The 20857-nt window shown below is 66.5% G+C and carries 16 protein-coding genes; 9 read left to right on the forward strand and 7 right to left on the reverse strand.

From position 1 onward, the window contains the following. Positions 1 to 116: 116 nt before the first annotated feature. The 4 genes from F813_RS0103015 to F813_RS0103030 are packed head-to-tail and all read left to right on the forward strand — an operon-like array spanning position 117 to position 3087. Complete coding sequence (locus F813_RS0103015; protein WP_012983883.1) at positions 117 to 368, forward strand: acyl carrier protein; 252 nt, start codon at positions 117 to 119, stop codon at positions 366 to 368. Continuing rightward, positions 369 to 1196, forward strand: a complete 828-nt coding sequence (locus F813_RS0103020; RefSeq protein ID WP_017925507.1) for a hydrolase 2, exosortase A system-associated — start codon at positions 369 to 371, stop codon at positions 1194 to 1196. Continuing rightward, positions 1193 to 2077: a hydrolase 1, exosortase A system-associated gene (locus F813_RS0103025; protein ID WP_017925508.1), complete on the forward strand. Its 885-nt coding sequence runs from the start codon at positions 1193 to 1195 to the stop codon at positions 2075 to 2077. Before F813_RS0103020 ends, F813_RS0103025 begins: the two co-directional genes overlap by 4 nt. A gap of 8 nt (positions 2078 to 2085) precedes the next feature. Next, positions 2086 to 3087 carry a glycosyltransferase gene (locus tag F813_RS0103030; protein ID WP_017925509.1) on the forward strand — a complete coding sequence of 334 codons (1002 nt, stop codon included), beginning with the start codon at positions 2086 to 2088 and terminating at the stop codon, positions 3085 to 3087. A 14-nt stretch (positions 3088 to 3101) separates the two neighbouring features. Here the strand turns inward: F813_RS0103030 and F813_RS0103035 are convergent, their stop codons facing one another. Next, positions 3102 to 3797, reverse strand: a complete 696-nt coding sequence (locus tag F813_RS0103035) for a class I SAM-dependent methyltransferase (protein WP_017925510.1) — start codon at positions 3795 to 3797, stop codon at positions 3102 to 3104. Between the two features lie 43 nt (positions 3798 to 3840). Beyond that, on the reverse strand, positions 3841 to 5448 hold the full coding sequence (locus tag F813_RS0103040; RefSeq protein ID WP_012983888.1) for an amino acid adenylation domain-containing protein: 1608 nt from the start codon (positions 5446 to 5448) through the stop codon (positions 3841 to 3843). Positions 5449 to 5744: 296 nt separating this feature from the next. Between F813_RS0103040 and F813_RS0103045 the strand changes: the two genes are divergently transcribed. Next, the gene (locus F813_RS0103045) at positions 5745 to 7544 is read left to right on the forward strand and encodes an ABC transporter ATP-binding protein (protein ID WP_017925511.1); all 1800 of its coding nucleotides are present in this window, start codon (positions 5745 to 5747) and stop codon (positions 7542 to 7544) included. Between the two features lie 16 nt (positions 7545 to 7560). Here F813_RS0103045 and F813_RS0103050 read toward each other — a convergent pair whose 3' ends face one another. Next, entirely contained in the window at positions 7561 to 8766 is a 1206-nt protein-coding gene (locus F813_RS0103050) for a pyridoxal-dependent decarboxylase, exosortase A system-associated (protein WP_038059960.1), read from the reverse strand. 41 nt (positions 8767 to 8807) lie between these two features. Then, complete coding sequence (locus F813_RS0103055; protein ID WP_017925513.1) at positions 8808 to 10406, reverse strand: acyl-CoA ligase (AMP-forming), exosortase A system-associated; 1599 nt, start codon at positions 10404 to 10406, stop codon at positions 8808 to 8810. A gap of 181 nt (positions 10407 to 10587) precedes the next feature. On the opposite strand from F813_RS0103055, the gene F813_RS0103060 reads away from it, so the two are divergent. Then, positions 10588 to 11979 carry a putative O-glycosylation ligase, exosortase A system-associated gene (locus F813_RS0103060; protein WP_017925514.1) on the forward strand — a complete coding sequence of 464 codons (1392 nt, stop codon included), beginning with the start codon at positions 10588 to 10590 and terminating at the stop codon, positions 11977 to 11979. 29 nt (positions 11980 to 12008) lie between these two features. Next, complete coding sequence (locus tag F813_RS0103065) at positions 12009 to 13856, forward strand: hypothetical protein (RefSeq protein WP_017925515.1); 1848 nt, start codon at positions 12009 to 12011, stop codon at positions 13854 to 13856. Between the two features lie 3 nt (positions 13857 to 13859). Here F813_RS0103065 and F813_RS0103070 read toward each other — a convergent pair whose 3' ends face one another. The 3 genes from F813_RS0103070 to F813_RS0103080 all read right to left on the reverse strand — a co-directional run bounded on the left by F813_RS0103070 (position 13860) and on the right by F813_RS0103080 (position 18752). Beyond that, positions 13860 to 16088, reverse strand: a complete 2229-nt coding sequence (locus tag F813_RS0103070) for a hypothetical protein (protein WP_017925516.1) — start codon at positions 16086 to 16088, stop codon at positions 13860 to 13862. Further along, complete coding sequence (locus F813_RS0103075) at positions 16088 to 17554, reverse strand: hypothetical protein (RefSeq protein WP_012983895.1); 1467 nt, start codon at positions 17552 to 17554, stop codon at positions 16088 to 16090. Before F813_RS0103075 ends, F813_RS0103070 begins: the two co-directional genes overlap by 1 nt. A gap of 82 nt (positions 17555 to 17636) precedes the next feature. Continuing rightward, positions 17637 to 18752: a sugar-transfer associated ATP-grasp domain-containing protein gene (locus F813_RS0103080; RefSeq protein ID WP_017925517.1), complete on the reverse strand. Its 1116-nt coding sequence runs from the start codon at positions 18750 to 18752 to the stop codon at positions 17637 to 17639. Positions 18753 to 19199: 447 nt separating this feature from the next. Here F813_RS0103080 and F813_RS0103085 point away from each other — a divergent pair, with 447 nt between their 5' ends. Further along, complete coding sequence (locus F813_RS0103085) at positions 19200 to 19775, forward strand: GNAT family N-acetyltransferase (RefSeq protein WP_012983897.1); 576 nt, start codon at positions 19200 to 19202, stop codon at positions 19773 to 19775. Positions 19776 to 19786: 11 nt separating this feature from the next. Further along, entirely contained in the window at positions 19787 to 20851 is a 1065-nt protein-coding gene (locus F813_RS0103090; RefSeq protein ID WP_017925518.1) for an ATP-grasp domain-containing protein, read from the forward strand. Positions 20852 to 20857 lie beyond the last annotated feature (6 nt).

Below are 20857 nucleotides of genomic sequence, written 5' to 3' on the forward strand. Positions count from 1 at the left end.
TTTAAAGTATTGATTATTTGGTACCCGCAAGGTCTCCAGTTGTCGGCCACAAACTTTCACAATAGGGCTTCCGGAAGTATGTGGAATGCGCCACCAGGGAACAGGAGATCAGCATTATGTCGACGCTCGAGCACATCAAGGCCTTGCTTGACAGCGCCCTTGGTCTGAACGGCCGCGCCCAGCACTTTGACCGCTCCACCCCTCTGCTGGGCGGGGTCCCCGAACTGGACTCCATGGCGGTGGTTTCCTTGATCAACGAGATGGAAGAACAGTTCGACATCGTGATCGATGACGATGACGTCAGTGCGGAGACCTTCGAGACCGTCGGCGCCCTGGTCGATTTCGTTGAACACAAGAATGGTGCCTAGATGGAGGCCGGTTTCCTGCCGGGCTGCGCCGGACCAGTCTTTTATGTCCTGTATCCGACCGCCCGGAGCCCGGCCCGCGGGCGGGTCCTGTTCGTACCACCCTTTGCCGAGGAGCTGAACAAGGCCCGGCGCATGGTGGCGCTGCAAGCCCGACTCATGGCCCGCGAGGGCTACACCGTCCTGCTGCCGGACCTGTACGGCTGCGGCGACAGCGGAGGCGATTTTGGCGATGCGCGCTGGGAGACCTGGCTCGACGACCTCGCGCGCTGCCTGGATCACCTGGAGGCGACATCCGACGACCAGGGGCCCCTGATTCTCTGGGGACTGCGCGCGGGCGCCCTGCTGATCAGCGAGCTTCTGGCCACACGCGCCCCGTCGGTGGCGGCGACCGTGCTGTGGCAACCGGTCACCAACGGCGAACAGCACCTGACACAGTTCCTCCGCCTGCGCATGGCCGCCGCCATGATGGGCGGGGAGAAGGAAAGCACGGGGCAGCTGCGCGGCCGACTGGAGGCGGGAGAAGCCATCGAGGTCGCCGGCTATACCCTGGCGCCGGCCCTGGCAGAGGCACTGGCAAAAGCCCGGCTGGCACCACCGCCACACGGGCCGGTGTACTGGTTCGAGGTCAGCGACAGCGAGGGCGCTGCTCTGTCCCCGGGGAGCACCCGGACGCTGGATGCGTGGCGCGAGCAGGGGGTGGAAGCACACGCCTCCGTTGTCCTCGGCGAACCCTTCTGGAATGCGCCGGACATCCTCGAGGTCCCGGCCCTGCTGGAACACACCATGGATTGCCTGGGACACACGGTATCCCTGGGGCGGGCGGCATGAACGAGCGGGCGGTCGTCTTCCGGCTGGGCGAGGATGAGCTGCTCGGCATTCTCCACCCCGGTTCCGCCGGGGCCACGCGAGGTGTGCTGATCGCCGTGGGCGGCCCGCAGTATCGCGTCGGCAGCCATCGCCAGTTTCTGCTCCTGGCGCGCGACCTGGCGGCTCAAGGGGTCCCGGTATTTCGTTTCGACTTCCGCGGCATGGGCGACTCGTCCGGCGCCCAGCGCGATTACGAAGAAGTGCACGATGACCTGCGCGCGGCGATGGATACCTTCTCGGCCGAGGTGCCGGGCATGCGCGAGGTCGTAATCTGGGGTCTGTGCGGTGCGGCCTCCGCCGCCTTGTTCTATGCCTGGCGGGACCCCCGGGTGGCGGGCCTGGTGCTGGCCAACCCGTGGGTCCGCACCGACGAGGGCCTGGCCCGCGCCTACCTGAAGACCTACTACCTCCAGCGGCTTGTTTCGCGCGACTTCTGGTCAGGCGCCCTGAAGGGGCGTTTCAACCCGTGGGTCTCCCTGCGCTCCCTGGGACGGATGGTCGGCACGGTACTGGGCCGCCGTACCGGGGCTTCCCCGGCTGCGACCGACGAGGGCCGTGCCGATGTTTCGTCGGCCCCCCTGCCGGACCGGATGGCCGAGGGCTGGCGCCGCTTTCGCGGGCCGATCCTGCTGGTCCTGAGCGGAGAGGACCTGACAGCCGCCGAGTTTCGGGATGTGGCCAGCCATGCACCGGCCTGGGACGGCTTGCTGCGACAGCCACGCGTGACCCTGCGCGAACTGCCGGACGCGAACCACACCTTTTCCCGCCGTGAATGGCGCGACCAGGTTGCAACATGGACCCATGACTGGCTGCGCCAGGTGCCAGGGCAAAGCCCGGGATGATGTCCCCCATGGAAACTTCCCTGGCGCACAGCACACCCTCGGCCGAGCCGGAGGGACTCCCCCGCAAGCCACTGGTGTCGGTGATCATGCCCGCCTACAACACGGCGGCCTACATTGCCGAATCGGTCGACAGCGTCCTGGATCAGGACTATCCCGGCATCGAGCTGATCGTGGTGGATGACGGCTCGACCGACGGGACGGTCGAGGTCCTGCGCGGGTATGGCGACCGTCTGACGCTACTGACCCAGCAGAACCAGGGGGCGGCCGTGGCCCGCAATGCGGGCATCGCGGCCGCACAGGGCGACTTCATCGCCTTCATCGATTCCGACGATGTCTGGCTGCCCGGCAAGCTGACCGCGCAGGTGCTGTACATGCAGCAGCACCCGGAGATCGGCCTGGTACACACGGATTTTCTGGCGTGGAAACCGGATGCCAACGGACAGTTCGCCCCACCCCATACCCTGGCCGATCCCCCGGTCCCGGTGACCGAGACACCGGGGATTGTCCCGGAGGGTTCGGGCTGGGTGTACAACCAGCTGCTGATGGAATCCCTGCCGCATACGATCACGGTGATGATGCGGCGCGAGCTGGTGGAACAAGTGGGCCCGTTCGACCCGCAACTCAAGCGCGGCCAGGACTATGACTACTGGATTCGCGCCTCGCGACTGACCGAATACCGCCAGCTGGACCGGGTCACCGCCCTTTATCGACTGCACGGGCGTGGCTGCATGACCAAGTACCCGGATGTGAACTACGAGGTCGAGGTCGTCCAGCGGGCGCTGGGCCGCTGGGGTCTGGTGGGACCCAACGGCGAGAAGACCCCCTGGCCCCGGGTTCGCGAGCGCCTGGGTAATGCCTGTTTCACCTTTGGCTACCACCACTACTGGGAGGGGGACCCACGGATCGCCCGGCGCGCGTTCTTGCAGGCCCTGGTCCGCCGACCGGGGCGCATGAAGACCTGGGGGTATCTGGGGGCCAGTACGGTGAAGGCCCTGCTCGCGCGGGGCTAGGCGCGCGCAGGGCCTCAGTGGTTTCGGTACACCGCGACACGACCGATCGGCATCTTTCGCAGCCGCCTGGTGCGGTACTCCCGGTAGGCCACCCGCTCCAGAAACGGGGCCTCGTCCAGCAGCCTTCGCTGGGTCGGGTTCTGGTACACGACCAGCACGTCCCGCTCTCCGTCGGCCTGCAGGGCGCTCTCGAGGTTCGCGAGCATGCGCTCCATGATCGCGGCCTTGAAGGGGTTGAACAGGTAGATCAGCAGGTCGCCCGGCGGCAACTCGAACGCACCGGCGTCGCCACAGACGGTTTCGATCCGGTGCATGCAGCGCTCGGGGTGCCGGTAGATCCGCGCATTCGCGGCGGCGATCGCATCCAGGCGGGGGTTGTACTCGACCCCGATGATCCGCCGAAACGGGTGATGCGACGCGAGTAGCAGCGCCTTGCCCTTGCCCGACCCCAGATCGATGAACGCATAGCGCGCGGGGGCGATGTCCAGGGAGCGGATGATCCTGTGGAACAGGCGTGGCGGGGCGCCCTCGTATCCCTCGTGCTCCCGCGGCAGGCCCGCATCGTCTTCGGCCTGCATGCCGGTATTGGTGCCATGTTTGCGATCGAAGTCCGTCAGCCGGAACAGGATGTTCCGCGGGATGAGGGCCAGGGTGCGCCACCAGCCGTGCCGGTGCAGGGAGGAGCGCAACTGCACCAGCGCATCCATCATCTCGCCGCCCTCGCAGTGGCCGGGTTTGCAAGCGCAGAGCGATTCACGCTTCGGCCGCCTGCAGCGTCTCGACGAGCATCTTGCGATCGACCTTGCCATTCGCGTTCAGCGGCAGCTCGTCCAGAAGATGGATCTCCCGCGGCACCATCACGGTGGGGAGCCGCTGCCTCAGTTGTTCCCGAATCCTCTCCGCGTCGGCGTGTTCGGCGACCACGAACGCGATGATGCCGGAGGCCCCGCTCGCGGTGCGCGGCCAGCCGATCGCAACCGCCTGGTCGGTCACCGCGGCCTCGCGCAGGGCCTGTTCGATCTCGCCCAGTTCGATGCGCACGCCGCCAATCTTGATCTGGTGATCGAAGCGCCCGAGGAATTGCAGGGGCTCTCCGGGATACGGGCGCCGCACGAGATCGCCCGTGCGGTAATACAGGGCGCTGTCGTCCCCGAGCCGGATGAATGCAGCCGCGGTGCGCTCCGGGTCCTTCCAGTACCCGGCGCTGACCTGCGGCCCGCTGATCAGGAGTTCGCCCTCGTCCCCTTCCGGCACGTCGTGAAAGGCCTCGTCGACCACGCGAATGCCGACCTGGTTGCCCGGATAGCCGATGGGGGCCATCCCGTGTATGCATTCCGCGGGCGACCGCTCGGGATCCCAGCGGTAGAAACAGGCATCGACGGTGCACTCGGTGGGCCCGTAGGCATTGTCGATCGTGGCGTTGGGCGCGGCGGCCGCCATGATCCTGGCCAGTTCCGCCGACAGGGCCTCGCCGCCAAAGCGGCACAGCCGCAGGTGGGGGAAACGGCCGGGGGCCCAGCCGTTGCGGCGACTCATGCCATGGCCGGCCGACGGCGTGATGTCGATGACGGTCAGGGCCTTGTCGGCAATGTAGCGGTTGGGGTTGAACCACTCGCGGGCGGAGGGGCAGCAAAGACACGCCCCGTAGGCCCAGCCCACGTACAGGTCGAACATCGAGGAGTCGAAGGTAATGTCGTAGAACTGCGAGAACCGATCATTCTCGCTCAGCCCCAGAGGGTCATAGCGCTCCCGCGACATCGCGACGAACCGGGCCGCATTGCGATGACGCACGGCCACGCCCTTGGGTACGCCGGTACTGCCCGAGGTGAAGAACAGACAGGCAAGATCGTCGGGATTGACCGGGGCCGGCGACCATCCCTTGGGGAGAGACGCCTCGTCCATGGCATGGAAGGCATGTCCGGGCCAGCGGGACTGAAAGGCATCGCAGTCCTCCCGGGTCGGCAGCCAGATCGCACAGTCGGAATGCTCCGGCCCCAGCCAGCCATCCAGCGACTGCATCCCGGTGGCATCCACAACCAGGGCCCCCAGGCCGGCCAGGTCGACCATCCGCCGTGTTCGCTCGGGGGGGAAGGACGGATTCAGGGGTACCAGCGTGTGCCCGGCCATCAGCACCCCGAGAAGGCCCTGATACAGGATGCGCGAGCGCTGGGCCAGGACGCCGATCGTGCGCGGCCCGTCGGCGGGCAGGACGGCCTGAAGGGCTGAAGCCAGGCTGGCACTGGCGGCGTAGAGATCCCGATAACGGATCTCGCCCCCCTCCACATCCAGCGCCGGGCGATCCGCGAACTGCCTTGCCGCGTGCAGGAAACCGGCGTGCAAACCGAACTCGTCCATGGCCATCCGACCACTCCTTGAAGTCACAAATGTACGGGATGGAGGCCGCTCCTGCTGGCGGCGGTTTTACTTGAATACTCGCCGATAGCGGGCTGTCCACCCTCTTCTGGGAGAATCCGGAAACCTGTTAAATCACGCAATCCCGACCGCGGGGGATTTACCTGATGTTTCGAATTGGACGACCGCATGAGTTTTGTAATTAACGCGCCATTCCGCCCCGTCAGGACTCACTTTCCCGTTTCCTCGAGGGTAAAAAAACGCTATACGTCATAGGGATCTCGATACTGAAAACCGGTTGATTCATGTTTGGAACCTTGCGCAAGTTGAACGCCCTTTTGCACCCCCGGGATCGGCGCAAGGTCGGCCTGCTGGTGATCCTCATGATCATCGCCGCGTTCATGCAGACCGTAGGGGTCGCCTCGGTGATGCCGTTTCTCGCAGTGCTGTCCGACCCGGACATGGTTCACGGCCACGCGCTGTTAAACGAGGCGTACAACACCCTCGGGTTCGAGTCGACCGGAGAGTTTCTCTACTTTCTGGGGGTAGCCGCGTTTGTGATGTTCATGCTCGGGACGCTCTTGCAGGCGCTGACGCAGTGGTCGATCACCCGTTTCTCCCACATGCAGCAATACGAACTGTCCCGCCGCCTGATGGCCGACTATCTGCGGCGGCCCTATACCTTCTTTCTGCACCGCAATTCCGGTGACCTGGCCAAGACGATCCTGCAGGAGACTACGCACGCGATCAGTGGCGCGGTAATGCCGGCCATGCGGCTGGTCAGCCAGGGCCTGCTGGCAGTCTCGATTATCGCCCTGCTCATCCTGGTCGAGCCGTGGCTCGCGCTCACCGTGGCCCTGGGTCTGGGCAGCGTTTATGCGGCCATCTACATCGTGGCCCGAATCTGGCTGAACCGGATCGGACAGGACCGGGTGGAGGCCAACCGCGAGCGCTTCACCGCGGCGGCCGAGGCCTTCGCGGGCGCCAAGGAGATCCGCCTGCTGGGGCGCGAGCGCGACTACCTGGAGCGCTACCGGCACCCGTCCAGGCGCTATGCCCGGCACCAGGCGAATGCGGTACTCCTGCAGGACACCCCGCAATACGCGATCGAGGCGATCGCCTTTGGTGGCGTACTGCTGCTCGTGCTGTACCTGATGGCCGGCGACGGGGGCCTCGCCCAGGCCCTCCCCCTGCTTGGCCTGTATGCGCTGGCGGGCAAGCAGCTGATTCCCGCCTTCCAGAAGATCTTCCAGAACGTGGCGGCCCTGCGCTTCAATTTTGCGGCGGTCGACAACATCCTGAAGGACCTGGGTGACCGCGGCGGCGACATCCAGCCCCCGCGCGGCGAGGGCTTTGCCCCACTGGCGCCGCAGCAGGCCATTCGGGTCGAGGGCGTGACCTATCGCTATCCACAGCATGATCGACCCGCGCTGGACAAACTCTCGCTGGAAATACCCGCCCGCACGACCATTGGCCTGGTGGGATCATCCGGGGCCGGCAAGAGCACACTGGTGGATTTGCTGCTGGGGCTGCTGGAACCCGAAGAGGGCGCGATTCTCGTCGACGGTCAGCCGCTAGCGCCAGCAAACGTGCGCCAATGGCAGGCGGCGCTCGGGTATGTCCCGCAGCACATCTTTCTGGCCGACCAGAGCGTCGCCGCCAATATCGCCCTGGGCGTACCGGAGGCCGAGATCGATCATGCCGCGGTGGAGCGGGCCGCGCGCCTGGCCAACCTGCACGACTTCGTGATGAACGAGCTCCCGCACGGCTACGACACCCTGATCGGGGAACGCGGGACCCGCCTGTCCGGCGGACAGCGTCAGCGCATCGGCATTGCCCGGGCCCTCTACCGCGACCCGGCGGTGCTGTTCTTCGACGAGGCCACCAGCGCCCTGGACAACGCCACGGAGCGCGCCGTGATGGATGCCATTCACAACCTGAGCGGCGACAAGACGATCATCCTGGTCGCGCACCGGCTGAGCACCGTCAAACCCTGCGACCAGATCTACGTGCTCGATGGCGGGCGTCTGGTCGACCAGGGCCGCTGGGAGATGCTGGTCGACGGCAGCACGCACTTCCAGCAGCTGGCCGCCGGGCACGCCTGACACCCGACGCCTCGCGTCAGACGAGGATTTCCGCGGGCTCCGGGTGGCTAAGGAAGCCCCTGGGGCTGGCCGTGTAACCATAGGCCCCGGACTGGAAGACCACGACCAGATCGCCAATCTCCGCGCGAGGCAGCTCCACCTGCTGGCCCAGAACGTCCAGCGGGGTGCACAGCGGCCCGACGATGTCGACGACTTCACTGGCGGCCTCCCCCATGCGGTTGCCGATGGCGACCGGGTAGTTCTTGCGGATCACCTGGCCAAAGTTGCCCGAGGCCGCCAGATGGTGATGAAGGCCCCCGTTGGTGACGAGGAATACCCGGCCGCGCGAGACCTTGCGGTCCAGCACCTCGGCGACGTATACGCCCGCCTCCCCCACCAGGTAGCGACCCAGCTCGAGGATGACCTCGGCCTGCGGCATCCGCGCGCGAACCTCTGGCAGACGCCGCTCGAGCTGCTCCGCGATGGGGCCCAGGGTCAGCGGTTGATCGCCCGGGAAATAGGGGATGCCGAAACCGCCCCCGATGTTCAGCGTCTCCACCGGCCCCGGAGCATGGTCGGCGAGGCGCAATGCCAGGTCCAGGGTCAGGCCCTGGGCCTCCACCAGCGACTCGGCGCGCAGGTTCTGCGAGCCGGCAAAGATGTGAAAGCCGCGAAAGTGCAGCCCCAGCTCGCCAATACGCCCCAGCATCTCGGGCACGCGCTCGGCATCCACGCCAAACACCTTGGGCCCCCCGCTCATCTTCATGCCCGAAGTCTTCAGCTCGAAGTCGGGGTTCACGCGCACCGCGACGCAGGGCGTCCTGCCGGTGCGTTCGGCGATCGCCGCGACCCGCGTCAGCTCGGTATCGGACTCGAGGTGGATCGTGATCCCCGCGGCCACCGCCATCTCCAGCTCGGCCGGGGACTTGCCCGGCCCGGCGAAGCTGATATCGGCCGCGGACACCCCGGCGTCCAGGGCAATCTGCAGTTCGCGCCCGGAGGCGACATCCAGACCATCGACCAGCGAGGCCATATGGCCCACGACCGCCGGCATCGGGTTCGCCTTGATCGCGTAGTGGATCGACAGATCCCGGGGCAGGGCCTGACGCAGTCCGTGGACGCGGCGCGTCATGACCTGTCGGTCATAGGCATAGAACGGGGTCCGGCCCGCGCGGCGAGCGATCTCGGCCAGCGGGATACCGCCGATCAACAGCGAGTGGTCGCGCACCTCGAAGGCTGCCATCGCCGCATGACGGGGGGCAGAGGTCGTGGACACCTCCCGGTTCATGACAGGGCGACCTCCTGGAACAGGCCCTCGAACTCGGCCGCCAGCGCCTTGCGGTCAATCTTGCCATTGCCATTGCGAGGCAGGGACTGCGACCGCAGCTCCAGGTGGCCGGGCACCATGAAGGCCGGCAAGCGTTCGCGCAGCAGTGCCATCAACTGGTCATGGGTCACCGAAGGTTCGGCGGGCAGCGCAACGAGGACGACGGCCTGGCCCAGCTGCGGATGCGCGATACCGAGCGCCGCCCCCTCGGTCACCAGCCCCGTTGCATAGGCAACCTCCTCGATTTCCACCGGGCTCACCCGGTACCCCGAGGTCTTGATCATCTCGTCGCGCCGGCCGACGAAGTACAGATATCCGTCCTCGTCCATCCGCACCGTGTCCCCGGACCACACAGCCATTTCCTGGCCCGGAAGGCCTTCGGGTTGCCCCGGCGCGGGGCGAAAGCGCTGGGCCGTACGCGCGGCATCGTTCCAGTAGCCCATCGCGACCAGGGCCCCGCGATGGACCAGCTCCCCGGGCTCTCCGGGCGCGCAACGGCTGCCGTCCTCGCGCACGACCATGACCTCGGCATTGGGTATCGCCCGCCCCATCGAGTCGGGGCGACGATCGACCTCCTCGGGCGGCAGATAGGTGGAACGGAAGGCCTCCGTGAGGCCGTACATCAGATAGACCTGGGTGCGCGGCAGATGCGCCCGCAGACGCTTCAGGGTCTTCAGGGGCATCGCGCCGCCCGAGTTCGAGATGTAGCGCAGGGATCGCCGCGCGGCCTCCGGCCATTCCATCTCGGCCAGCTGGATCCACAGCGGTGGCACTGCCGCCAGCCCGGTGATCCCGCCCTGACTCACCGCCTTCAGCACGTCGCGGGGCAGGAGGTAATTGAGCAGGGTGGCATGGGCGCCGGTCAGGAACGCGGTGGTCAACTGACTGAAGCCGTAATCGAAGCTGAACGGCAGCACGCAGAGGATCCGGTCCTCCGCGCGATTGTGCAAATAGTGCGCGACGCTTTGCGCGCCGGCCACCAGGTTGCGGTGCGACAGCACCACGCCCTTGGGCCGTCCGGTGCTGCCAGAGGTATAGAGGATCGCCGCCATGTCCGTGTCGATGACCCGATGGGCCGGCCGGCCCAGCCCGAAATCCGCCGCCGATTGCCAGGCCTCGAGCCGCGGCCCGCCCGATGTTTCGGCGTCGGGCGGTGTGTCCACGAACAGGATGGTGTCCAGCTCCGGACATTGCGCCAGGACATCGCGCAGCGCGGCATGGCGCACGGCGGACGTGACCAGGACACGCACCCCGCAGTCCCGAAGGATGTGCGCGACCTGCGAGGCCTTCAGCAGCGGGTTGACAGGGACCATCACCCCTCCCGCCCGCGAGGCCCCGAACATCGCATGGACCGCCTCCGGACATTTGTCCAGATACACCGCAACCCGGTCCTGTCGCTGGAGCCCGGTGGCGAGTAGCCGTCGCGCCGCGTTCTCGATGTCGCTGGCGGCCGCCTCGTAGGACTGCGTGACACCCCGATGGGTGATGGCCGAGGCCATTGGGTTTCGTTCGGCGCTGTGCAGAACGCCTTCGTGCAGGAGGGTGGTGTAACGCATGATCAGAACGGACTCCGTCAATGTGGATTCGGCACGCAGCCGAGTACGAATCTTTTACAACCCCATACCCACTCGTTCGGTAAATAGGCTACTCTTCGAATGGGCTGAATACTATCGCCGTTTTCATGTGTCGGTATGCTGATCGACACGCACGTACTGCTGTATAGCGGAACTCTCTGCGATGCGCGACTACCTGCTGTTTTTTATAATCATGGTGTTGATCCCGGTGATCCTGGCAAGGCCCTGGGTCGGCATCCCGGCCTGGTTCTGGGTCGGCCTGATGGCTCCGCACGGCCTCACCTGGTCTTTCATGCGCACCTTCCCGGTGGCCGCTGTCATCGGCATGACGACGCTGGCCGCGCTGTTTCTGGCCAAGGATCGGCGACCGATGCCGATGACACGCGAGATGGTGATGTTATGGGTCTTTCTCGGCTACATCACCATGACTTCGTATTTTGCGGTAAATTCCAGCGGTGCATGGGACTTCTGGCAGCACGTTTTTAAGATCCTCCTGATTACATTTATCACACCCATGCTGATATTCGGTCAGCTTCGTATCGTCTGGCTGTTATTAGTTATTACATTCTCCATCGCCTTTTACGGGTTCAAGGGCGGCCTGTTCACACTGTCCACAGGCGGGCAGTACATGGTGCTGGGCCCGCCGGGCTCCTATCTGGCCGGAAACACGTACATCGGGCTGGCAATGGTGATGGTGCTGCCGTTGATCCTGATCAGCGCGCGGCTGTTCCGCGAGCGCTGGGTGGATCTCGAGATCCCGGGCCTGGAGCGCTTCTACCGGCCGATCAGCTGGGCCGTCTACGGCGTGTTCTGGCTGACCGCCATCGCGATCCTCGCGACCTATTCCCGCGGGGCCCTGCTGGGATTCCTGGTGGTGGCGCCGTTCCTCTTCTGGCACATGCGCCAGAAACTGGCGATGGTGATGGTTGGCGTGCTGGCCTTCGGGGTCATCGGGGTCACCGCGCCGGATCGCCTGCTGGATCGCTGGAGCACGATCGAGACCTACGAGGAAGACCGTTCCGCCATGCAGCGCATCCAGGCGTGGGGCGTGAACTGGAACATGGCCACCGAGCGGCCGCTAACCGGGATGGGCTTTCGGAGCCACCACCTCGGCTATGACTGGTGGGTCGGCTACGCGAATTTCGAGGGGGACTGGCGCCACGTGCTGTCGCCGCACAGCATCTATTTCGGCCTGATGGGCGAGCATGGCTTTGGCGGGCTCGCCACGTTCCTGCTGCTGGTCGGCTTCACGTTCTTTTCGCTGAACCGGATCCGCAAGCGAGCGCGGCTGGAGACCGGACAAATCTGGCTGGCGGAATACGCCTGGGCCATCCAGGTGGGGTTGCTCGGCTACCTGGCCGCCGGGGCATTCCTCGACGTGATCTACTTCAACCTGCTGTTCGCGTTCATCGCCCTGGCCGTCATCATGCGCCGCGAACTGGAAGAAGCACCCCGCGTGGCCGAGGCACCCGTGCCCGCACCGGTCCAGGCGAATGCGTACCCAGCGCGCGCCGAGCCCGACAGCGCCACCGGGGCGCCCGGCGTCTCGCGCTAGGCAGCGCTGGTCAATGCGACCGCACGCTCATGGGTAAGGTCGTCACCTTGGGAACCTCCACGCTCCAGCCGTGGGCCGAGCGCCTCGCACAGGCGGTCGCGGCCCATGTGCGACCGGACACCGGACTCTGGGATCCCGTCGAGCAGGCGCCGAGCCCCGCGGACCATTACGGCCAGACCAGCGCGACGCTGGCGCTGTACCTGCAGGGTGGCCCCGAGATGGAACAGTGGGACTGGCCGTTGCGGGCCTGGCTCGCGCGCTGTGGCCGCCGTGCCGGGCACGCACCGTTTAACCGCCTGTTGCTGCTGCTGTTGCGGGAACGGGTGATCGCGGGGATACAACCTGTCACGCCCGCACTGGAAACGATGCTCGACGAGGCGCTGCAACGGTGCCATCCGAGTCGACGCTATCCGTCGAACAACTGGACCCTGCTGGCCCAGCTTTGCCGTCTGATCGAGGCCCGGCCCGGCCGCCCACGCAACCATGCGGCGGCCCGGCTGGCCGCATTACTGGAGCGCTGGACGACCGCCAGCGGCGGTTTTATCGACTATCCGGCCCGCCCGGGGCCACGCGGCGTGGCCACCCCGATGGCGTACCACCACAAGGCCTTGCTGATCGCCTCGATTGCGCTGTGTTACACGCCGACACCCGCGCTGGCAACGCTCACGCAGCGCCTCTACGGCTGGGTCGCGCTGACCTGGGACGGCGGGGAGTACGCGGGGGGCCTTGGCCGCAGCACCCATTCGCTGTTCGGCGACGCCTGCCTGGTGGGCAGCCTGGATCTACTCGGGCTGGCCGGGACTCAGCAGACGGACGCCCCGGCCGGGCAGATGCTGGGTGGTGTGCTGAGGCGATGGGAACGGCAACGCAGAACCGACGGCCTGCTGGATCTGACACCCGCGGATCGTGCCTCCGTGCCCACCCCCGGGAACCGTCCCGCGGGATGGGACGACTACATGCACCTGTCGGTCTACAACGCCTGGGCCGCCGCGATCCTGGCATGGGCCAGTGACCGAAGGCGTCGCGAGGGCACGCCCGACATCGTCGAGGGCCTTCAGTGGGCAGGGGGACGAACCGAAGCCTGCCAGCAGGACCTTCAGGCGGGCGTGCTGTGCGCCCGGGCCGGGCCGGACCTGTGTGCGCTGATCAGCACCCGCGGGCAGGCACCACAGGCGTTCAGCCGCGACGTGGCCGAGCTGCGTTATGCCGGTGGGCAGCCCTTTCACATTCGCCACCGCGACCGGATCCTGTGCCCGCCGGCGGTACGGGTCGAGGCCGAAGCGCTGCTGCGCCACCCGGCCCTGGCCGGCTGGGTCCCTTTGTTTCGGATCGGCGACCAGCTCTGGGCCCTGGCCGATTTTCGCTCGGTGACGGTGGATACGCTGGGGGCCGCCGTACGGGTACGCCTGGAAGATGGCCACGCGGTGCCCGTGCTGCGGGCAGCGACCCGCACCCTCTGGAGGCGTGGCCTGGCGGCACTGGACTGGCGCTGGTTCGGCGGGACCATCGGGCGCGGGGATGCCTTGCGGCGCCCACGCTCGTCTGCCCTGTTCGGCCGCATTACGTTCTGGCTGGAACCTGCCGGACCTACACTGCGCCAGGAGGTCGCGATGGAATGTCGGGGCGCGGCACCGGTCGACTACCTGAACCCGGGCGGCCATGCACTGGTGGTCGACAACAGCCCGACTGTGCGACGGCTCCAGCAGCAGGATCCGGTGACCGGCCAGTGGACCGAAGTGCTCTTTCCGGTCTCCGGACGCTCGATCGTTCAGGTCCCCCTGCCCTCGACCATCCCCGGGCGGGGCTGCGCACTGCCGCCGAAGCCCCTGCCCCCAGGCCCCTATGCCCACCGGCTGACGCTTGGCTGGGGCGACTGAATCCTAGTCGCCCGCGGGCAGGCGCTGCAGGATGATCCCGCGCCGCAGGTCGGACCAGATCAGCACATCCGTCCCGGGCAGCGGGGTGACGCGATGCCAGTTCTCGTAGCGGTCAAACGGACGCTCGGCAAAGTCCACCTGCTGCCAGTTGTACATGAGCCGCCAGGGTTTCCCGCGCGGCGGGTCGCCGATGTACATCTGCCGTGCATTGTTCTGCAGCAGGATGTAATCCCCGGTTTTCGGGTGATAGGTCAGCCGGCTGCCGCCGGCAACATAGGCCTGTCCGGAGGGCCCGTGCCGCTGGAACCGGCCCTCGCGATCGATGGTGGCCGTGGCCTCGGCGCCGCGGCGGTGGTTGCCACCGTACTGGGTCATGCCCCCGTAGATCAGCACCTCGCGGCGGATCGGGTTGTAGAGCGTCGTCCCGCCATAGCCGGAGGACTGGGTACGGCCCTCGGGGCCCCGGTAGTCCGGGTGGTTGCGGGGATAGGTCCATGCCCGGTCGCCATGCCCCCAGACACGGACCTGCCCCATCGTGTGGGCCTCGATGCCGTCACCCGGTATAAGGTCGTAGCTGGCGGAGCCCAGCGTGTAGAGGACGAATTTCTCGATGTCGGGGTGCCACACGGTGGAGTGGTCGCCCACCGCATGCGCATTGCTCTGGCCGGCCCCCAGGCCGACCTCCTCCCAGGCGGTCGGGTCGGTGTACGGGGCGCGCACCAGGCGGCCGATATCGGAGCGCCGCGGCTCGCTCGGCGAGAAGTACAGGTAGCCATCACCGCCATCCATCAGGCGGTTGTACGGGCGCCGTTCGCCGCCGTCATAGTCGAGCCCCGGCGGGGCCACGACGCCGGCCCAGGTCAGATCCGGCTCCAGCCAGGTCACCGAGCGGACGGAATTGTCGCGCATCAGGATATTGAACAGCCGTCCGGTCTCCGGATCGAAGATGTGGCGGTCGGTCCAGCCGACCCCGAACGTGCCCCGCTTTTCCGGGTCGTGCCACTGGGTGTTGTTCATGCGCGCCATGTCCGGAACGCCGTCCGGCAGCCGGGTCTCCACGCGGCGGAACTCGCCCGGCTCCAGGGTCTCGGCGATGTCGTACAGCTTTGAACGCCGCTCCGGCGCGGGCGCGGATTGCGATGCCGAAACCTGCAGGAACGCCGCGCGGGGCTCGGCCGATGCTGGCGGGGAGGCCGCCGACCGCTCCTGACCGAACACGGACTGATGCCGGTGCAGCAGCGGGCCGGCCTGGTTGAGCCACAGGACCACCCCGTGGTCGTCAATCGGCACCGGCACGATCCCGCCATAGCGATCAAACGGCCAGCGCTGGCCGCTCCAGTCGGCGGCCTTGCGCCATTCGTCCCTGTCCGGATCGAGCTCCCACAACTCGCGTACACGGCCGGCCCGCAGCACGAGGTAGTTCCCCGTTTGCGGGTCATAGGTCAGGCTCTCGTTCATGATCCCGAACACGAACGGGGCGTCGCCGAGGTCACGCACGTGGCCGTTGGCGTCTAGCAGGGAGACCTTGTTGCGTGACTTGTTGCCACCAATAAACAGCATCTCGTCGCGCACGCGGTTGTACTGGGCCGAGGAGTGATAGCCGTCCACCGCGGCCTGGCCGTGTTCGACCCAGCGGCCTTCGCGGAGGCCGTAGACCTGGCCCTCGCGGAGGTAGATCAGCTGATCCAGCGCGTCGTGCCACTCGATCGGGTCGGTATGCTCCCAGCCGCCACCGGGGCCGGGGAAACTGCGCGTGGCGAGTTCCCAGCGATCCTCCGCAATGGAATAGCGATGCAGGGTGCGCTGCGAACGGCCGGCACTGATCTTGTAGTAATGGCCCCGCTCGGGGTCGAGCGCCACGCCGCCATAGACATGCGCGAAGGGGGGCGGGCCCTCGGCGGACAGGTGCTGCCACGCATGCCGGTCCTCGCTGTAGGCAATGAATACCGGCCGCGATCCACGGTCGCCATACATGAAGACCTGGCGCCGGTTGGCATCCCAATGCGCACTGTCATTCCAGGTATCCGGATCGATCGAGTAGGCACGCAGAAAGTCGTGATAGCGCTGAAACCCCTCGGGCAGGCCGGCGTCGAGCGGTGCCAGCTCCCCGGGTTGCAGGCCGGCCGCCAGCCGGGCCAGTGCGCTGTCATTCGCCGCCGCCTGGCTGGCCACGAATCCCAGCGCCAGGGCGACCAGCAGCCAGACGGTGCTGCGGAATGCGAGCCGGCGCATCAGGCGACCTTGACGGCCGGATGCATGGCCGCCTGGTTACGGTGAGGGTCGACGCCCAGCTCCTGCACCGCCTGGAGTAGCGGCATCACCTTGACGAAGGTCGGCGAGAGCGGACGGGTCCGCCCTGTGCGGAGGGCCTCGAGGGTGTAGCCGACCACACGCTCGGGGCGAGTGAACACATTGAACAATGGCCGCGCCAGGTGGGCCGCCCTGCGGCTGATACCCGTCCACTCCGCGCGCGGGTGCGGCTCCGTGGGCTTCTGGCTGTACGGGATGTGCGCGGCGTGGGGATAGTGACTCTTGATCACCTCGTCATGGAACGCGCGCATCGCAAACGACTGCCACGGCAGGCTCAGCAGAAACGCCAGCACGTCGGGATCCTGATAGGGCAGGCATACCGCCTGCTGCTGGCCGGCCATGGCGATCGGCAGCAGGGCGATCTCGCGGCGGATCCGGTTCCAGAACAGGAACGACTTGACCGGGTCGGGGGCACCGGCGTGCGCGGACAGCTCGCGGTTGATCGCCTCACGGGCGATCTGTATGCCCCAGCGCTCCTGAAACGGGCGCTTCAGGAACGCGGTATAGCTGCCCGCCGCCAGCAAGCGACTGACCGCACCTGCGAGGTCGTCGGCATCCAGACACTCGGCCAGACGCGCGTCGAAATAGGAACCGTTGCACAACACATCGCCGGCCAGGCCATCGAATACCGGGCCCTGCAGATGCGGCATCAGCGCGAGGTACCAGCTGTTTTCGTCGGTGGAGTAGTGGTTCAGGCGGTTTTTCTGTCGCTCCGCGGCGATACGATCCTGGGGATTGTCGATCACCTGGCACTCGATGCCCAGGTGCCGGGCCACTGTGCACGCCACCCCACTCTCGTCCCCCCTCTTCGCCCGCAGGACCAGGGTTCGGGGTGGCGGGGTGCCCTGTTGCGCCAGCTCCAGACAGATATGGCGCGAGTCGCGGCCGCCGGACAAAGGCAGGCGCCCCACTCCTCCAGCGGCGCGCCGTTCGATGGCCCGCGCAAAGAGTTCCGCGAACCGTATCCGTGCCTCGTGCGGGTCTCCGGAAAAAGGGGCCATCAGGGGGGTGGCGGGGCGCTCGCCGGAGAGCACACCCTCGCGCCACAGCAGGGTCTCTCCTGGCATCAGAACCTTCACGCCCGCCAGCGGAGTCTGGTCACCCACCAGATAGCCCAGGGCCATGAAGACCGCGATGGCCTCGTCGTCAAAAGTGGGCGCCGACAAGCGCGCCGCGGCCTCCTGCAGGGAGTCGGCCACGATCAGGCGACGGCCCTCGCGGGCATAGAACAGCGGGATGAACCCGAGCCGATCCGCCGAGACGGAGAGACTCGCCCCGTCGAATGACCAGCCCGCGACGAGCGTCGGGCCTCCGGCGACCCAGTCGAACCCCAGATGATGGGAAGCCTGCCCCAGGCACTGGCGACCGATAACCTCTACGAACGCCATCGTATGCTCCGCGAGGGGCCCCGGTGGACCTGGAGGCCTTTTCGCCGATCCGCGTAATGAGCTGACAGCGAGGGCATGGCGGCTAATGCAGCTGCGAAGACGAAGGGGGGCACGAGAGGCCGGCGGTTTCCAGATAGCGTTTGTCCGCCAGCAGGGCCTGCCGGATACGCTGAATGCCATCACCGAACCCGACGTGCTGAAAACGCTCGTTCACCTCGATCAGGACCGGACCGTTCGGGGTCAGGGCCACGTCCCAGCCGGCCGTCCGGATTGGCAGAAGGTCCCTTGCCGCCGTCTTGACCAGCTGCAGGGCCTCCGCCCAGAACGGCACCTCGAATCCTTCGATCAAGGCGCCCGTGGTCGGGTGGTGGGTGACCCAGTTATAGCCCAGGCCATTGGCGTTGAACGCCCAGGCCTTGCCCAGCCGTCCATCGTCGAGCTGCGGCAGGGCCACCACGTTGGCCGTGTAACGGCCGGTGCGCGGGTCACTGATGTTATCGGTAACCGAATCGCCGACAATCAGGCGGAAGTGACAGTCCAGCACCTCCGGGTCCCCTTCCGGGCTGACCCGGGTGAACAGTCTTAGCGCCGATATGGAGCGGGTCCCGGTCAGTTCGGCGACGCGGTCATGGCTGCGCAGACGCTGCTCGAGGATGCGATCCTCGCCATCATCGGCCAGACCAGCGACCTCCTTCGCGAACTCGGGCAGGGCGGTGCCCTCCCGTGCATCCAGCCCCAGCGCGACAATCCCGCGCCCCTGGCGGCCGTGCCTGGGCTTGGCCAGAAACGATGCGGGTAGCCGCCGCACGAAGGCCTCCCATTGCGCGGGCGTGGAGAGCGGCTCTCCCTGGGCGTCGCGCGATCCATGACGCGAAACCACCCCGAACAGGGCGGCCACAGGGAGGTCATGACTGCGACAGAAGTCGTGAAACATGAGCTTGTCGCGACACATCGCCGCATGCGGCGAGTTCACCGCATGCTGAAGCCCGTGCAGGCGTTCTTCGCTGACGTGGGCCAGGTGTTCGTTCACCGGAAGCCGCGGGTCCAGCAGACCCCGACACAACGACTCACCCGGCAGAAATCGACCGGCCCCGTACAGCCGCAGCGCCTTCCAGGCAATGGCCGGTGTCGAGGAACCGTAGTGGTTGGCGGCCGCCTGAAACTGGCCCCACACATCGGAGCGGCAGAAGTGCCGCACAATGTGATTAGAGCGATAAAGCGCGGACACCAACAACCCCGAGACTTTACCCACGATGGACTCCACGATTAAAAGTAAACGCGTGAACGCACCCGCACCTGTTGCTGCAAGAACGTCCCGTCTTCCAGGTCTGATCGAGCAACCCCGTCGCTCCTGCAAAGACCCGAATCCGGACGTTTCAGATTAGCAGTTCAAAACGGCGCGAAAAGGCCTGTCGCGTACCAAAAAAACCGTACCGACAGTTGCAACAACGCGATATATGCTAGGGATACGATGATTCAGGATCGCTTTCTGGCGACACATGGACGCGCAGCCGACACCGTCCATCATAGACAGTTGATTTGAAATCAAGCTGGCTACCACGCTCGCGGCACCGCGTGCGCCGGAAATCAGGAAGGTCTTGCTCGGCATTCGCGGCGTCAGCGAAGTCTGCAATGGGGGAAGCGTGTGGCCACCGTCAATGTTTACAGTCCGCGCAGCCTTTTAAAGGAGGCCCTGCACCTGGGGCTGGGCGATTACCAGTACTGGAAGGTCTTTTATATCGACCTCCCGCAGCCCGCGGTCGAACTGCCTGAAGGCATCCGGGTCGGGCCGATCGCCCCCGAGGACCTGGACGGCGTGGTGGATGAAGGGATGCTGCAGCGTCGGGAGTTCGGAGGCGAGGGGGCGCAGGGTTTCGGTCTTTTTCGCGACGACGAGCTCGTGGCAGTGCAATGGTACTGGTGGGGCGCGCGGTACGAGGCCGAGCGCCAGGGGCGCAGCTGGAGACTGCCCGAGGGGGCGGCGAAATCCACCGGGCTGTACACCCTGCCCCAGCATCGCGGGCAGGGGTATGCGGCCCTGCTGAAAAGGCAGACGGCCTACCTGATGTCGCAACGGGGCTTCACCCGCCTGTACAGCCGCATCTGGCACAGCCACAAGAGCTCGATCCGGGTCAGCGAAAAAACCGGCTGGCGGGTCGCCGGCTCCTATATCGAGATCTGCCCGTTCTCCCGGCGCATTCAACTTCGCCTGCCGGTATGACCGAAATCCCCATGCCGCAACGCGTCGCGGTGCTCTCCGACGGTTCGCCGCTTGCCCTGAAGGTACTGTACTGCCTGCAGCGCCTCGGCACCGAGGTCCATCTACTGGAGCTCAAGTCCCCGGGGGCCGCCCGTCACTCCCGGTACTGCGATCGCTACCTGCGCATGCCCCTGCCGGATATCCAGTCGGAAACCCTGGAAGCCTTTGGCGACCGCCTGCGCGACTACTGCACACAACACCGTATCGACGGGCTGGTCGGGGCCGACATCCTGGGGGCCGGCGTAGTACACGCGCTCGCACCGCGCCTGCCGGGCGTGACGGCCTTTCCCTCCAGCAGCCTGGAGGTGCTGGGCATGCTGGACGACAAATGGACCTTTCAGCATTTCATGGAGACCCACGGAATCCCGTGTCCAAAGGCACTGCGCCTGGAAGGACCCGGGGACCTGGAGCGCCTGCAGAATGCCGGGATGACATTCCCGCTCGTGGTCAAACCGCTGTACGGCGAATCCAGTCATGGAATCATTCAGGCGAAACGCCTCGAGGATATCGAGACCCACCTGGAGAAAGGTGGCCGACATGCTCAGTTCCCGCTGGTGGTGCAGGAATACGCACCCGGATTTGACGCGGACCTGAGCCTGCTGGCCCGGGATGGGGAGGTGGTCTGCCACCTCCTGCAATCGCGCCGGAATCCCTGCTCACTGGAATTTTTCGCCGACGAGCGGCTGCTGGAGATCGGTCGCCGGATCGTCCGGGCGTCCCACTATACCGGCGTGGCGAATATCGACCTGCGCGTGGACGAATCGACCGGGGCCATTCGCGTACTCGAATGCAACCCGCGCTTCTGGTACACCCTGCAGGCCTCGCTGTGGGCGGGGATCAATTTCGTCGAGGCGGGTTTTGCACTCGCTGCGGGGGGCTCATTTGTACGCGCCTCCCCCGCGGCCGGCGCCTACCACCTGCACAGCCACCTGCTGAAACACCTGCTCTGGCAGCCCCGCCAGTGGCGCGGGATCGCCCCGTACAACCTGCGCGGCCTGTGGCAGGCGATGCGCGATCCGCTCCCTTTTCTGCTCTAGCCCGAG

Origin of the sequence: Thioalkalivibrio sp. HL-Eb18, assembly GCF_000364985.1 — a bacterium.
GTDB lineage: Bacteria > Pseudomonadota > Gammaproteobacteria > Ectothiorhodospirales > Ectothiorhodospiraceae > Thioalkalivibrio.